The 14,038-nt window shown below is 67.7% G+C and carries 14 protein-coding genes; 8 read left to right on the top strand and 6 right to left on the bottom strand.

Features of this window, described 5'->3' with window-relative positions; genetic code table 11:
* Positions 1 to 147: 147 nt before the first annotated feature.
* Positions 148 to 759 carry a mycofactocin system transcriptional regulator gene (gene mftR / locus ACZ5QD_RS10665; protein WP_222111226.1) on the bottom strand — a complete coding sequence of 204 codons (612 nt, stop codon included), beginning with the start codon at positions 757 to 759 and terminating at the stop codon, positions 148 to 150.
* Between the two features lie 140 nt (positions 760 to 899).
* Here mftR and mftA point away from each other — a divergent pair, with 140 nt between their 5' ends.
* The 4 genes from mftA to mftD all read left to right on the top strand — a co-directional run bounded on the left by mftA (position 900) and on the right by mftD (position 4,223).
* A complete protein-coding gene (gene mftA, locus ACZ5QD_RS10660; RefSeq protein ID WP_101841532.1) occupies positions 900 to 992 on the top strand; it encodes a mycofactocin precursor MftA in 93 nt (30 codons plus the stop codon).
* Complete coding sequence (gene mftB / locus ACZ5QD_RS10655; protein ID WP_006895669.1) at positions 992 to 1,363, top strand: mycofactocin biosynthesis chaperone MftB; 372 nt, start codon at positions 992 to 994, stop codon at positions 1,361 to 1,363. The genes mftA and mftB overlap by 1 nt, the downstream gene beginning before the upstream one ends.
* 4 nt (positions 1,364 to 1,367) lie before the next feature.
* A complete protein-coding gene (mftC, locus tag ACZ5QD_RS10650; RefSeq protein ID WP_006895668.1) occupies positions 1,368 to 2,657 on the top strand; it encodes a mycofactocin radical SAM maturase in 1,290 nt (429 codons plus the stop codon).
* Between the two features lie 348 nt (positions 2,658 to 3,005).
* Positions 3,006 to 4,223 carry a pre-mycofactocin synthase MftD gene (gene mftD, locus ACZ5QD_RS10645; RefSeq protein WP_222111227.1) on the top strand — a complete coding sequence of 406 codons (1,218 nt, stop codon included), beginning with the start codon at positions 3,006 to 3,008 and terminating at the stop codon, positions 4,221 to 4,223.
* Positions 4,224 to 4,391: 168 nt separating this feature from the next.
* Here mftD and ACZ5QD_RS10640 read toward each other — a convergent pair whose 3' ends face one another.
* The 3 genes from ACZ5QD_RS10640 to ACZ5QD_RS10630 all read right to left on the bottom strand — a co-directional run bounded on the left by ACZ5QD_RS10640 (position 4,392) and on the right by ACZ5QD_RS10630 (position 7,880).
* A complete protein-coding gene (locus ACZ5QD_RS10640) occupies positions 4,392 to 5,621 on the bottom strand; it encodes an alkane 1-monooxygenase (protein ID WP_464366727.1) in 1,230 nt (409 codons plus the stop codon).
* Between the two features lie 210 nt (positions 5,622 to 5,831).
* Positions 5,832 to 6,632, bottom strand: coding sequence for a mycofactocin-coupled SDR family oxidoreductase (locus tag ACZ5QD_RS10635; protein WP_006895665.1), 801 nt, complete (start codon positions 6,630 to 6,632; stop codon positions 5,832 to 5,834).
* Between the two features lie 135 nt (positions 6,633 to 6,767).
* Positions 6,768 to 7,880: a CaiB/BaiF CoA transferase family protein gene (locus ACZ5QD_RS10630; RefSeq protein ID WP_045536410.1), complete on the bottom strand. Its 1,113-nt coding sequence runs from the start codon at positions 7,878 to 7,880 to the stop codon at positions 6,768 to 6,770.
* Between the two features lie 184 nt (positions 7,881 to 8,064).
* On the opposite strand from ACZ5QD_RS10630, the gene mftE reads away from it, so the two are divergent.
* The 4 genes from mftE (at position 8,065) to ACZ5QD_RS10610 (ending at position 12,559) form a co-directional block, all read left to right on the top strand.
* Complete coding sequence (mftE, locus tag ACZ5QD_RS10625; protein ID WP_039867067.1) at positions 8,065 to 8,778, top strand: mycofactocin biosynthesis peptidyl-dipeptidase MftE; 714 nt, start codon at positions 8,065 to 8,067, stop codon at positions 8,776 to 8,778.
* Entirely contained in the window at positions 8,775 to 10,190 is a 1,416-nt protein-coding gene (gene mftF / locus ACZ5QD_RS10620) for a mycofactocin biosynthesis glycosyltransferase MftF (protein ID WP_006895662.1), read from the top strand. Before mftE ends, mftF begins: the two co-directional genes overlap by 4 nt.
* A gap of 18 nt (positions 10,191 to 10,208) precedes the next feature.
* On the top strand, positions 10,209 to 11,519 hold the full coding sequence (gene mftG, locus ACZ5QD_RS10615; protein WP_464366726.1) for a mycofactocin system GMC family oxidoreductase MftG: 1,311 nt from the start codon (positions 10,209 to 10,211) through the stop codon (positions 11,517 to 11,519).
* A 200-nt stretch (positions 11,520 to 11,719) separates the two neighbouring features.
* Positions 11,720 to 12,559, top strand: coding sequence for a PIG-L deacetylase family protein (locus ACZ5QD_RS10610; RefSeq protein WP_006895660.1), 840 nt, complete (start codon positions 11,720 to 11,722; stop codon positions 12,557 to 12,559).
* Here ACZ5QD_RS10610 and ACZ5QD_RS10605 read toward each other — a convergent pair.
* Together ACZ5QD_RS10605 and ACZ5QD_RS10600 are read right to left on the bottom strand one after the other, a co-directional pair.
* A complete protein-coding gene (locus ACZ5QD_RS10605; protein ID WP_006895659.1) occupies positions 12,538 to 13,203 on the bottom strand; it encodes a vitamin K epoxide reductase family protein in 666 nt (221 codons plus the stop codon). The genes ACZ5QD_RS10610 and ACZ5QD_RS10605 overlap by 22 nt on opposite strands.
* 6 nt (positions 13,204 to 13,209) lie before the next feature.
* Positions 13,210 to 13,959 (bottom strand): DsbA family protein, encoded by a 750-nt coding sequence (locus tag ACZ5QD_RS10600; protein WP_433821043.1) that lies wholly within the window; start codon positions 13,957 to 13,959, stop codon positions 13,210 to 13,212.
* Positions 13,960 to 14,038: the final 79 nt, after the last annotated feature.

Here is a 14,038-nt window from a genome sequence, read left to right as displayed (position 1 = left end):
CTCTCTGTGGAATCGGGCCCGGCGCTCGGCCGTGGCAAAACTGAAACGTGTTCTATTTAGGATATCAGCGCTTCGAAGTCTGTCACAGACCTCGTTCCGGATGGCGGGAGCCGGGTGTGCGGCGGCGAGTCCGCCGGGGCGGTCGGGCTACGTCTGCGTGAGTGAGGCGACCCCGTCGATCAGGATGCGGCTGCCCGATCGCAGCAGGTCGGTGAGGTCGGCCGACGGGTCCAGGAGCCATTGGTCGTATGCGGCGAGCGCGGTGCCCAGCGTCTGCCAGGCGATGGTCTGCGGAACGTGCGACGCGGGGTCGAGCCCGAGTCTGGCACCGCAGTGGTCGGCGATGACCTGTCGCCAGTCCTGGTACATCAGCATCGAGTGGGCCTGGAGCGCCGGTACGCCCAGGAGCAGTGCCATCCGGCGGCGATGTTTGTCGATCTCGGATGCCGGGACGGTGTTGAAGGCGATCAGCGCATCGCGGAGGGTGGCGCCGAGCGGCACGTCGTCGGAACTGTTCCGCAGAAGGTCCCGGAGACCGTCGAGGTGCTCGTTGAACTCACCCCAGGCCAGAGAGTTCTTGGACGGGTAGTAGCGGAACAGCGTGCGGCGGGCGATTCCGGCGGCGGCGGCGATGTCGTCGACGCTGGTCTCGTCGAAGCCGTGCTCGGTGAACAGATCGATCGCGATGGCGCTGAGTCGGCCGCGTGTGGTTGCGGCCGGCCGGCCGCCGAGCACTCCCGCACGCCCAGATCTGGTCATCGCTCATCATCTCCGATCCAAGAAACCGCCGGTCACGATCTTACGACGCACAATTCTCGCCAACCCCTAGAGATTCTGCACCCAGTGCCATTATGGTGTGAAGCGAACCACATCAGTACTCGTGAAGGAGGATGGTTCATATGGCCGATCAGGCGAATGCGACTCAGCAGGATCTCGTGGCTGAGTCTCTGGTGGAGGAAGTGTCCATCGACGGGATGTGTGGCGTCTACTGATGACGACGGCATCGACCACTGTTCCCGGCGGCCCTGCGGCCGCCGGGAGCGGTACCCCATTCGACGTATCGCGTGCGTGGCGGATGAATCCGAAAGTCGCTCTGCGACCGGAGCCGTTCGGCGCGCTGCTGTATCACTTCGGGACGCGCAAGCTCTCGTTTCTGAAGAACCTCGAGGTGGTCCGGCTGGTCCAGTCTCTGGACGACCACGACAGTGCCGACGCGGCGATGACCGCGACCGGCATCGGCGACGGCGATCGCCCGCTGTATCTGCAAGCCCTCTCCGCGCTGAGCGAGTCCGGAATGATCATCGAACGGCAGGCCCCGGACGCCGCCTCCCGACCCGCGCCGGCGCACCCGACCGAGGAGTGACCCTGTGACCACCCTGGAATCCCGCCCCGGCGCCGAGGCTCTCGGCATGCCGTCCCTCACGCCGCCGCTGACGGTGCCCGCGCCGCCGAAGGTCGGGCGCCTCGTCGACCAGTTCGAGCGGGGGCTGGACGCGCCGATCTGCCTCACGTGGGAACTGACGTACGCCTGCAACCTGTCGTGCGTGCACTGCCTGTCGAGCTCGGGCAAGCGTGATCCGCGTGAGCTCTCGACCGAACAGTGCAAGGCGATCATCGACGAGCTACAGCGCATGCAGGTGTTCTACGTCAACATCGGCGGCGGCGAGCCGACCGTGCGGCCCGACTTCTGGGAGCTCGTCGACTACGCGACCGATCACCAGGTCGGCGTGAAGTTCTCGACCAACGGGTTGCGGATCACTCCGGAGGTGGCGGCGCGGCTGGCCGCGTCCGACTACGTCGACGTCCAGATCTCGCTCGACGGCGCCAACGCCGAGGTGAACGACGCCGTCCGCGGTCCGGGGTCGTTCGACATGGCGGTCCGTGCGCTCGAAAACCTCGCCGACGCGGGATTCCGCGACGCCAAGATCAGCGTCGTGATGACCCGTCACAACGTCGCGCAACTCGACGAGTTCAAGGCTTTGGCCGACAAGTACGGTGCCACGCTGCGCATCACGCGCCTGCGTCCCTCCGGGCGCGGCGCCGATGTGTGGGACGATCTGCACCCGCTTCCCGAGCAGCAGCGCGAGCTCTACGAATGGCTGGTGGCCCATGGCGACCGGGTGCTCACCGGAGACTCGTTCTTCCACCTCTCGGCGTTCGCCGGAGCGGGTGGCAGCGGTCTGCCGGGTCTGAACCTGTGCGGGGCCGGCCGGGTCGTGTGCCTCATCGATCCGGTGGGCGACGTGTACGCCTGCCCGTTCGCGATCCACGAGAACTTCCTCGCCGGAAACATCACCACCGACGGCGGATTCCAGGAGATCTGGCAGCGGTCGGAGCTGTTCACCGAGCTCCGGGAACCGCAGAGTGCCGGGGCATGCGCCAGCTGCAACCACTACGACGCGTGCCGCGGTGGATGCATGGCGGCGAAGTTCTTCACGGGACTGCCGCTCGACGGTCCCGACCCCGAGTGCGTCCAGGGCTACGGTGAGTCGCTGCTGGCCGGCGAACGGTCGAAGCCGACCGCCAACAAGGACCACTCCCGCGGGGTGCCGCTGACCTTGATGACGCGCCCGCCGTCGCGCGACTGCGACGAGAACCCGCTCGCCGGATTCATGCCGACCACCGCGACCGGCTGCTCGTCGTCGGGCTGCTCCTGAGCGATTGCCTTTTGCGCCAGTTGAGCGAGCGTCTTCCCCCAGGCTTGTTGAGCGAGCGAAGCGAGTCGAAACATCGGCGAGCTTCCAGCGGGCACGCGGGCGGTTTGCCGTTTCGACTCGCTTCGCTCGCTCAACTGGCCTGAGAAGGACGCTCGCTCAACTGGCCTGGGGGAGGCGCTCGCCCAGCAAGCCTGGGAAGGGCGCTCGCTCAACTGGCCTGGGAAGGGCGCTCGCTCAACTGGCCTGAGAAGGGCGCTCGTTCAACTGGCCTGGCGAGACGCTCGCTCAACAAGCCCGCCCAGCACAACGCGAACTCTCACATCATTCACAGCAGGAAAGAGACTGATCATGTCCAAGTTCTCCGAACTCATGGAGAAGAACCCGTGGCGTCAGAACCCGTGGTTCGAGACCATCGGCGAGGCGCAGCGTCGAGCCAAGAAGCGGTTGCCGAAGACGGTCTACTCGTCGCTGATCGCCGGCACTCAGGCCGGTATCACCGTCAACGACAATGTGGACGCCTTCGGGGAGCTCGGGTTCTCGCCGCACGTCATCGGGGTGAAGCCGGAGCGCAATCTCGCCACCCGCGTCATGGGGCAGGACCTCCCGTTCCCGGTGATGATCTCGCCCACCGGTGTGCAGGCGGTCAATCCCGACGGCGAAGTGGCGGTGGCGCGAGCCGCGGCCAACCGCGGAACCGCGATGGGACTGTCCAGCTTCGCGTCGAAGCCGGTGGAGGAAGTGACCGCGGTCAACGACAAGATCTTCTTCCAGATCTACTGGCTCGGCAGTCGTGAGGACATCCTGGCGCGCGCCGAGCGCGCCCGCGCGGCCGGCTGCAAGGGCCTGATCGTCACCACCGACTGGGTGTTCAACGTCGGGCGCGACTGGGGCAGCCCGGAGATCCCCGAGCAGGTCGACTTCAACGCCGTAGCCAAGCTGGCGCCTGAGATGATCACCAAGCCCCGGTACGCGATGAGCTGGTTCCGCGACGGCAAGCTCATCATCCCCGACCTGAGTGCGCCGAACATCGCGCACAAGGGCGAGCCGGGACCGACCTTCTTCGACGTCTACGGCCAGTGGATGAACACTCCGCCGCCCACCTGGGAGGACATCCAGTGGCTGCGTGAGCAGTGGGGCGGCGAGTTCATGGTCAAGGGCATCACCCGAATCGACGATGCGCGCCGCGCGGTCGACATCGGCGCCACCGCGATCTCCGTCTCCAATCACGGCGGCAACAATCTCGACGGCACGCCGGCCACGATCCGCGTCCTCGGACCGATCGCGGACGCGGTCGGCAACGAGGTCGACGTTCTGCTCGACGGTGGCATCCGCCGCGGCAGCGACGTGGTCAAAGCGCTCGCACTGGGCGCCAAGGCCGTCATGATCGGCCGCGCCTACCTGTGGGGTCTTGCCGCCAACGGGCAGACCGGCGTGGAGAACGTCCTCGACCTGCTTCGCATGGGCGTCGACTCGGCGATGATGGGTCTGGGTAAATCCGACGTCGCCGATCTCTCGCGAGCCGACCTGATCATCCCCGAAGGATTCGAGCAGATTCACGGCGCGTGAGTCACGGGGCGACCCGTCGACGGCGATTCGGCCGGCGGCCCTGATCGGGGCCGCCGGCCGATCACATTCGCCGAGTCACCGTCGTCAAGTCATCGCCTGGCCGTCACGTCTTCGCGTGAGTGAACCGACCCCATACGGTGTCGACGACGCCGACCGCGGGCCGCGGCGTCACGCCCCGCGGCTTCTCCCGGCCCTTCGACGGAGGTGCGATCGCGGCAGCCCGTGTTCGGTGGCGGGCGGCGGGAACCTCCGCAGGAGCCGCTCGCGTCGCGACGGCTGCACGTTGGCGCGCATCACGTCGCCGCGGTAGTGAGCCACCACGCGCGGGTCCATCACGCGTCGCCACAGGGGAGGCATCAGTGCCAGCAGCAGCATCGCCGCGTAACCGGCCGGCATCTGCGGCGCGGTGTCGTACGACCGCAGCGCTTGATAGCGGCGCCGCGGATTCGCGTGATGGTCCGAGTGGCGCTGCAGATGGTAGAGGAACAGGTTGCTGCAGATGTAGTCGCAGTTCCAGCTGTGCTCGGGAAGAATCTTTCCCGGACGTCCGTTCTCACCGACGGGCCGGAGGAGTCCGTAGTGCTCGATGTAGTTGACGCCTTCGAGGATCAGTGCCGAGATGGCTGCCTGCAGGACGAACCAGGGAAGAACGCCGGGGCCGAAGGCGATCGCGACGGCCGCTGCCAGCACCGCGGTGAGCAGCCAGGTCTGGACGACGTCGTTGCGCAGCGTCCAGAAACCCTTGCCCTGCCGCCGGAGCCGGTCGCGCTCGAGCCGGATACCCGAGCGCAGCCCGCCGAAGATCGCGCGGGGCCAGAACGCCCACAGCGATTCGCCCAGCCGTGCGCTCGCCGGGTCGCCGGGTGTCGCGACCAGGACGTGATGTCCGACGTTGTGCTCGATGTAGAAGTGTCCGTATGCGCTGGGAGCGAGCGCGATCTTGGCCAGCGACTTCTCCAGCCGCGGCTTCTTGTGACCGAGTTCGTGCGCCACATTGATCGCGATGGCGCTCGAGACCGCGATCGTCATCGACATGGCGATGCGCTCACCGGTGGCCATCGGCGCGTGCGCCAGACACCAGAAGCCGAAGAAGAATCCCGCGTACTGGACCGGAAGATAGGCGTACACGCACCAGCGGTAGTACGGGTCCGCTTCAAGACGCGCCAGAACCTCGTCGGGCGGATTCACTTGATCGAGCCGGACGAGTAGATCGATCAGAGGAATCAGTACCACGAAAACGAGGAAACCGACGGCCCAGAAGATCCCCCACGACAGATAATGAACCAGCAACCACGCGATGCCGGGGCCGAAAGCCGCCACGATGCCGAGAGGCCAGAGATAGCGTTTGCGGTCGCGCCATCGGTCGGCCTGATCCGGTTGCCGCCCCTGTCGTCGCATACCCCTCGCCTCCCCACCGCTGCCCCCGACAGCCGGTGATTTCAAGACTTACTTCACATCGGCGTCGGATACTCGGATATCGACGAGGATAGCAGGTTCGTTATCCGGTTTGTTTTCACGCCGATGATGACCGCAGGCACGGATCTGACAGACACCGTCTTCGCATGTCAGACGAATGAGACATGCTCGGCGGACCCGGCCGCGATCGAGTCAGACCTTCGAATGACCCATGTCGATCTGGAACTCGGCGCCGGTGACCGACTGGGCCGTCGAGAGGTACAGCACGGCGTCGGACAGATCGTCGAGGCTGGCGACCGGGTAGTGGCCGAGCATTGACGGGAAGTGCATGCCGTACTCCTCGAAGGCCTTCATCGCGGAGGTGTCTTCGAGCCCCATCGGGGTGTGCACCGCGTACGGGTGGACGGTGTTGACGCGGATGCGCTTGGGCCCGAGTTCCTTGGCGGCGGTCTGCGCCAGGCCGCGCAACCCGAACTTGGACGCCGAGTACGACGCCTGCACCGGCATCGCCTTGAGGCCGGCGACGGACGAGATGATGGTGATGCTGCCGCCGTTGCCCGCGTCCAGGATCGCCGGAATGGACGCCTTCAACGTCTTCCAGGTGCCGACCAGGTTCACATCGATCACATCGGTGAACTGCTCCTCGGACAGTTCCCACGTGAGGCCCCAGGTGAGAATGCCGGCGTTGGCCACGACATGGTCCAGGCGACCGAACTGTTCGACGCCGTCGGCCACGAGCTGCTCCTGGAAGGCGAGGTCGCGGGTATCGCCCTGCCGCGCGAGGATCTTGCCGCCCGCTTCTTCGACGAGCCGGACGGTCTCGGCGAGGTCGTCAGCGGTCGACGGCGGGTAGGTCATGTGGTCGGCCACCGGGCCGGCGAGGTCCATGCCGATGACGGACGCGCCTTCGCGTGCGAACCGGACCGCGTGGTTGCGCCCCTGGCCGCGTGCGATGCCGGTGATGTAGACGACCTGACCGTCGAACTGTCCCATGCTGGTATGCCTCTCGTCACAATGCCCTGAGAGCCAAACTGTAACACGTTCTAGTCAATCGGAAACGGCCGGGACGCACGACGCCGGAGGGCGTGCGTCGTGCGTCCCGGCCGTCGGGCCGAGTCGGAGTAGGTCTCAGTCCTGCCAGACCGTCGCCGGGTCGGTGGCCTCACGTGCGGGGCCGACGGGGGTCTGCGTGGCCGATCGCTGGAACCGCGGTGCCACCTGCGCCTGCGTGACGCCGTCGATCTCGACGAGCGTGCCGCGGGCGGCCAGGTGCGGATCGTGAGGAGCCTCGGTGAAGTCGAGGATCGGGGACGTGCAGGCGTCGGTGCCGTCGAAGATCGCCGCCCACTCGTCGCGCGTCTTGGTCTTGAACGTGTCGGCGAAGATCTGCTTCAGCTCGCCCCACTTCGCGGTGTCGAGCTGATTCGGCAGCGACGCCGGGTCGAGTTCGAGACCTTTCAGGAGTTCGGCGTAGAACTGCGGTTCGATGGCGCCGACGGCCATCCACTTGCCGTCGGAGGTCTCGTACACCTCGTAGAACGGGGCGCCGGTGTCCAGGAGGTTGACTCCGCGCCGGTCCTGCCAGAGTCCGGTGCCGCGGAAGGCCCACATCATCTGCCCGAGGACCGACGCTCCGTCGCACATCGCGGCGTCGATGACCTCGCCCTTACCTGAGGCGGCACGCTCGACCAGTGCGGCGAGGACGCCCATGACCAGGAACATCGAGCCGCCGCCGAAGTCGCCGACCAGGTTCAACGGCGGGGTCGGCTTCTCGTTCGGGCGGCCGATGGCGTGCAGCATTCCGGTGAGCGAGATGTAGTTCATGTCGTGTCCGGCGAGGTCGGCGCGCGGACCGTCCTGACCCCAGCCCGTCATCCGGCCGTAGATCAGCCCGGGGTTCACCGCGTGCAGATCGTCCGGACCGAAGCCGAGCCGCTCCATGACGCCGGGGCGGAAGCCCTCGATGACCACATCGGCTTTGGCGACCAGGTTGAGAATGGTCTCGCGATCGGCCGGGTTCTTCAGATTGGCTTCGATGACGCGGCGGCCGCGCAGCAGGGCGTCGGCGTTCCGCTCCGGAGACGGCAGTTCGCCTGGCCGCTGGACGCGCACGACGTCGGCGCCGAGGTCGGCCAGCAGCATCGCGGCGTGCGGTCCGGGGCCGATGCCCGCGAACTCGATGACGCGGATGTCGGCGAGGGGGCCGGAACGTCCGGACGGCCGGCGGGTGGGAGTAGACACGGGGAGGACTCCGTTCACAGGTATCACCACGACCTGACGGCGTGGTCTGGGTCACGTGCGGTCGTCACTATACACGTGTACCGGATTCGCACTGATGGTGTCAGTGGTTCGGATGAGGCGCGCAGACCGGCAAAAGGGCCCCAACGGTTCCCTAGCCAGGGGGCACGTCGGTAACGTTGTCGCAATGACACCGGCGACCGAATTGGCGTCCCGGACGTGGCATGAACTGGTCGGGGCCGAGCCGACGTTAGTCGTGCCGGTCGGGGCTGTCGAACAGCATGGCCCGCATCTGCCGCTCGACACAGATGCGCGCATTGCAGACGCCGTGTCGCGCGAAGCGGTTGCCGCACTGGATGATTCGTCGGATGTTCTGGTGGCGCCGTCGATCTCGTACGGCGCTTCGGGCGAGCACGAGGGCTTCCCGGGGACCGTCTCGATCGGGCGTGAGGCCCTCCGACTGCTGGTTCTCGAGTACGGGCGCAGCGCGATGCGCTGGGCCGGTCGGCTGCTGTTCGTGAACGCCCACGGCGGCAACGCGCACGCGATCGCGGACGCCGTCGCGCGGTTGCGCTACGAGGGACGCGACGCGGCCTGGTTTCCCTGTGCGTTCCCGTCGGCCGACGCGCATGCCGGCCTCACCGAGACGAGCGTGGTACTGGACCTCGCGCCGGAGTCGGTCCGCCGGGACCTGCTCGCGGCCGGGAACACGGCGCCGATCGCCGAACTGCTCGATCCGATGCGAAAGGGTGGCGTCGCGGCCGTCTCGGCCACCGGAGTGCTCGGCGATCCCACTGCCGCGAATCCGGCGCTCGGTCGTCGGCTCCTTGCGGACCTGGCCGGGCAGTTGGCGGAATCGGTGCGTGCCTGGGACGTCGACGAGGCGGGGAGGCTTCGGTGACGCCACCGGTGAACGCCGACCTCCCGGTAGGGTTCCAGGTCCAGATCGATCCGCGCTGCGTTCGGCGCGGCGACCTCCGCAACCTGGTCGGCGGCTCGCCGCTGCGGGTGCTGAAGCTCTCGGATGCAGCGCTGGGAATGACTTCCGCGGACGGTCGGATCGAAGTCAGCGACGCCGGGACGCGCAGCCTCGCCCGAACCCTGCTCGACGCCGGAATCGCACACCCGCGCCCGATGGCCGGACCCAAGGAGTGCGAGGTCACGGTGGTGATCCCGGTGCGCGACAATCAGGCGGGTGTGGACCGACTCGTCGAAGCGCTTCCCGGGCTGCGGGTGATCGTGGTGGACGATGCCTCGTCGCGGCCGATGACTGTTCCCGACGACGAACGCCTCCGTGTGATCCGGCTGGAGGTGAACGCGGGGCCCGCGGCCGCGCGCAACGCCGGTTTCGACGCCGCCGACACCGAGTTCGTCGCCTTCCTCGACTCAGACACCCGCCCGTGCGGTGAGTGGCTGACGATGCTGCTGAGTCACTTCTCCGACCCCGCGGTCGCGATCGTCGCACCGCGGATCGTCGGACTCGGCGACACCGCGGGCCGCGACGGACGGACGCCGGTGGCGGCCTACGCGAACAGGTACTCCTCACTGGACATGGGGCCGAATGAGGGCCCGGTGCGGCCGGGCACTCCGATCGCGTACGTGCCGAGCGCGGCGATGGTGGTGCGTCGCGCCGCCTTCGCCCGGTTCGATGAGTCGCTGCGTGTAGCTGAGGACGTCGATCTGTGCTGGCGCACGCACGCGGCCGGTTGGGTGGTCCGATACGACCCGGTCGCGCACGTCGCACACGACCATCGGCAGTCGCTCCGGGCGATGCTCGACCGCCGTCGCTTCTACGGCACCGGCGCGGCTGAACTCGCGAGTCGGCATGATCGGTTGGCCGCTCCGGTGATGACGAGCATTCCGCTGGCGGTCGCGGTGGTGTCGCTGCTGACTCGGACCAGGATCGGCCTGGGAGTGGCGATGCTGGTCTCCGGCTGGATCTTCGGTCGCATCCGGAAGCCGCTCGCAGGCGTGCCGGCGCGTGACCTCATCGCAGCGCGCAACGTCGGCCGAGCGCTGGGCTACGGTGTCCTGCAGATCTGGTCGGCGGCCCTGCGTCACTACTGGCCGCTGTCGCTGCTCGGTCTGGTGGTCTCGTCGCGATTCCGACGGTGGTTCCTTGAGGCCGCGGTGGCCGAGGCTGCGGTGATGTGGTTGCGATCCCGGATCGCCGAGCCGTCGTCGCCGATGGTGGAACCGGTGGGGTACTCGGTGATCCGGCGGCTCGACGACTTCGCCTACGGACTCGGCCTGTGGCAGGGTGCGGTGACCAATCGCGACTGGTCGGCGCTGCGGCCTGTCGTCACCCGCTGACACGGACCGCGTGAGGCGATGAGCGGCCACCGGGCGCGTGCCGTCGAGACCGCCGACGTGGTCGTCGTGGGAGCGGGCAGCGCCGGGTGCGTGGTGGCCGATCGGCTGTCGCGCGATGGTGGCAGGAAGACCCTGCTTCTCGAGGCGGGGCATGCCCTACCTCCGCCTACGGCGGTGACCGCGATGAGCCGGCTGCCGGTCGCGCCGGGAAGCGAGCGCGTGCGGCGAGTGCGGGAGCGGCGCGGACGCGATGTGGTGCGCGGCCATGGCGCCGGCGGGTCGTCCGCGGTCAACGGCGGCTATTTCCTGCGCGGACACCGCGACGACTATGCGGCGTGGCCGTGGCCGGCGAGCCGGATCGACGACGCCTTCGACGTGCTCGACGGCGGTGCCGCCGGGGGCGGGGTGATGCGCGTGCGGGAGGTTCTCGACGGCGAACTCGGTCCGGCGGGTTCGGCCTTCGAGACTTATTGGCGAACCCGCGTGGCCGCGGGACCCGAGGGCGCTTGGCCGGTGGTCGGCGTGAATCGGGTCCGCAGCAACAGCGTCCGCGACGGGGGAGTGTTACGGCGGTGGACGGCGATGGATGCCTTCGCCCCCGCGGTCCGGGGCGGGAGCGAGGTGATATCGCTGGCCTCTGCGGGTGGACGGGTGACGGGAGTGCACACCGCCGCCGGGCGCATCGACGCCGCCACCGTGGTGCTCACCGCGGGCGCGCTGGGCACGGCAGAGCTGGTGCTGCCGCTGCTGGGCGGGGAACTGTCGGTGTACGAGCATCCCGAATCGCTGGTGCGCTTCGCCGCTCGGCGCTCCCTCCGGACGCAGGTGCTGCTGCCGACCGTGGTGCACACCGCAGACGGCCTCGAAATCCGCTGCTACAGCGATGATTTCGCGTCGTTCATCGATGGGGTTCCAGCCGGGGGCGTCCCGATCGGAGTCGCGGACATGACTCACGGCACCACCGGGCGCATCGGCATCGAGGGCGATGAGGTGGTGATCGATCTCGGTGTGCCCGACGCCGGCGGTCTCGAGCGGTTGTCGGAGGGAGTCGACGAGGTGCTGGAGATGCTGCACTCGCCGGCGTTCGACGGCCTCGTCGAGCCGGGATCGGTGACGGTGGATCCGGTGGTCGGGCTGTCGTCACATGCCTGGGGGACGCTCCCGCTGGGGGCGACCGTGGCACCGGACGGTTCCGTTCACGGCGTTCCCGGGCTCCACGTCGCCGACGGGTCGGTGCTGCCCGCGCCGCTGCGTTCGGGGCCGCACGCGAGTGTGATGGCGACGGCGGCGCTGATCGCCGAGGAACTGGTGGCGGGCGAGTCGGTCTGATCTGCCCGCGCCGAGTCGGGCGATCAGATGAAGTTCGTCGCGCCGCTTCCGGAAGGTCGGAGAAGGTCGGCACCGGATCGGCCGGAAACCGCAGTTCACGGGGGTTCTCTGCTGTAAAATCCGTTGGCCTGCCTGGTCAGCGCATTATCCGGCTGAACGACCGATTCTGATGGTCCACACCGGCCATTAGCGTCGGCGCGATGATGAGTGAGCGCGATTACCAAGAGCGGTCGCTGGCGGCGGTGATGAGCGGTGAGGCGAGGTGTGCCTTCCTCTTCGCACACTACGACGACAGCGTCTTCGACGCCTTTCACGCCATGGCGCATGCGAGCGGCGGAGCCATCGACATAGTCCTGTGCACCGAGTGCCCACGGGGTCGATGGGGCGAGTTCCGTCGACGATCGCTGCCGCCGGCGCTTCGCAACTCATTGCCGGTGAAGGTCGCGGCCAGATTCGTGGGCCGTCCGGTATTCGCCGAGTGGGACTACTACTGCGGACTCGCACTGACACCGGCCGAAGTGATCGACGTGCGCAGAGCCGAGCACGCTGCGGCGTGTGCAGCGGCGGGTGTACCGACGTTCGCCCTGGGCGATTACGAGGTGCAGTACTCGCGGTCGAGCCGCACGCGCTATCGACACGCGGTCGACGCGGCGACGGCACTGCTTCGGGATCACGATGTTCAGACGATCGTCACGCACCCCGCCTCCGCTCGTCATCCGGATCACCGACGCACGCATCGGTTGGCGCAGGAATGCCGCGAGCGCACCGGCGTCGATCTGGTGACGGTGTGCGAGCGGCCGTACACGGTGTGTTCGGAGGCCGACGGGTGCCGGGAGGTCGAGACCGACTCGGCGCTCGTCGCCTCACTGCTCCCGCTGGCGGATGAGGAGTGGGCGGGAAAGCTGGCCGCGACCAACGAGTACCGTACCCAGATCGGCGGACTCGAGAAGACCTTCGGATCGGCGTGGATGGACCGTGACCGACTCGGCGTCGAGTGCTATCACAGCCTCTGCGGCTCTCAGATCAGCGTGCGCCAGTAGTCCCAGAACTGGACGGTGATCATGGCGATCACGACCACGTAGTAGACGGGCAGCGCGATCCACAGCCACTCGCGGGCCGACCGGCCGCCGCGCGAGTCGGGCAGCACGCGCGAGATGCTGAGGATCAGCACCACCGGCATCAGCGTCCACACCACCATGCAGTACGGGCACAGCGCGTGAATGCGGTAGAGGCTCTGGAAGATCAAGTAGCCGACGAAGACCTGTCCGAGTGCCGAGACGACGGCCTGTCCGGCCCAGTACCAGCGTGGCAGTCGGACTCGTGCGATCGACAGCACGGCGGTCACCAGGATCACCGCGAAGGCGGGCAGGCCGAGCAGCGGATTCGGGAATCCGAAGAACTTGCCCTGATCGGTCACCATCACCGATCCGCACGAGATGATCGGATTGATGCTGCACGCGGGCGTGAACGACGGATCGATGAGCAGTTGGATGCGGTCGAGCGTCAGTGCGACCGCGGCAGCCATCCCGAGAACACCGCACACCAGCAGCACCCAGGCGGCCACCACGGGCACCGGGCGACGCTCTCGCCAGAAGCCCCGGGGGGCGGGCGGTGCGGTCTCAACGTCGCTCGCCGTGACTACGGGCGAACCGTCCTCGATCTCGGCCGGCGTCTCATCCGTCATGGCGGGCTACTTCGCGAGGGCCGCGTTGACGGCGTCGGTCAGGCCCTGCGGTCCCGCCTGCGGGTCGAACTGCTGTCCGTTGATGCGGATCCACGGAGTGCCCTGGAACTCGGGATTGCTTGTCGTGTCGGCGGTCTGCTTGGCCACCCACTGACCGAACTGGTTGTTCTCGATGCAGTCGGTGATGCCTTCCGCGCCGGCCTGCTTCGCGAGCGAGATCAGTTCGCTGTCCGGGAGTCCGGCGCCGCCCTCCTCGGGCTGGTTGGTGAAGAGGAGATTGTGGAACTTGAGCCAGATGCTCCAGTCGCCGTTCTTGGCGGTCGATTCGGCGACGCACGTGGACGCGTTCATGGCGCGGCTGGAGTAATTCGTGGTCGACATCCGGTCGAGGAATGCGACTGGGTGGTAGTCGACAGCGACCTGCGGGTTCTTCTCGAGTTCGGCGAGGGTGCCGCCGAAGCTCTGCTCGAAGGCACGGCACCCGGGGCACTGGAAGTCCTCGACGGTGGTGATGACGACCTTGGGCTCCGTGCCCGCCGGCGCACTCGTGATCCGGATGGAGCCGTCCGGCCGCATCACGGTGGGCGTGTCGGAACCGCCGGTGGTCGAGGCGCTGTCCTTGTTGTGGTTGATCGCCCAGAACGTGACGCCGACTGCGATGACGATCAGCACCACCGCCGCACCGATTTTGTAGATGAGGGAACGGCGGCGCTCGGCCTGCCGAGGATCGATGACGGTCCGGTTCTTCTGGGCCACGATTCTCTTCCTCCGCTATCGCTCAGCGAGTCTCCGGCCACCCTGTGTGTCCGGCGGTTACGAGTGCAACCCTACTGGC

Source organism: Gordonia sp. J1A (assembly GCF_055393515.1).
The sequence above is the reverse complement of the archived record's forward strand: the minus strand, read 5'-3'. Positions and strand labels throughout refer to the sequence as shown.

Bases quoted from the DNA above. Each gene is read 5' to 3' on its own strand.
- mftR (WP_222111226.1), bottom strand. From the start codon at position 759: ATGACCAGATCTGGGCGTGCGGGAGTGCTCGGCGGCCGGCCGGCCGCA.
- mftA (WP_101841532.1), top strand. From the start codon at position 900: ATGGCCGATCAGGCGAATGCGACTCAGCAGGATCTCGTGGCTGAGTCT.
- mftB (WP_006895669.1), top strand. From the start codon at position 992: ATGACGACGGCATCGACCACTGTTCCCGGCGGCCCTGCGGCCGCCGGG.
- mftD (WP_222111227.1), top strand. From the start codon at position 3,006: ATGTCCAAGTTCTCCGAACTCATGGAGAAGAACCCGTGGCGTCAGAAC.
- ACZ5QD_RS10640 (WP_464366727.1), bottom strand. From the start codon at position 5,621: ATGCGACGACAGGGGCGGCAACCGGATCAGGCCGACCGATGGCGCGAC.
- ACZ5QD_RS10635 (WP_006895665.1), bottom strand. From the start codon at position 6,632: ATGGGACAGTTCGACGGTCAGGTCGTCTACATCACCGGCATCGCACGC.
- mftE (WP_039867067.1), top strand. From the start codon at position 8,065: ATGACACCGGCGACCGAATTGGCGTCCCGGACGTGGCATGAACTGGTC.
- mftG (WP_464366726.1), top strand. From the start codon at position 10,209: ATGAGCGGCCACCGGGCGCGTGCCGTCGAGACCGCCGACGTGGTCGTC.
- ACZ5QD_RS10610 (WP_006895660.1), top strand. From the start codon at position 11,720: ATGATGAGTGAGCGCGATTACCAAGAGCGGTCGCTGGCGGCGGTGATG.
- ACZ5QD_RS10605 (WP_006895659.1), bottom strand. From the start codon at position 13,203: ATGACGGATGAGACGCCGGCCGAGATCGAGGACGGTTCGCCCGTAGTC.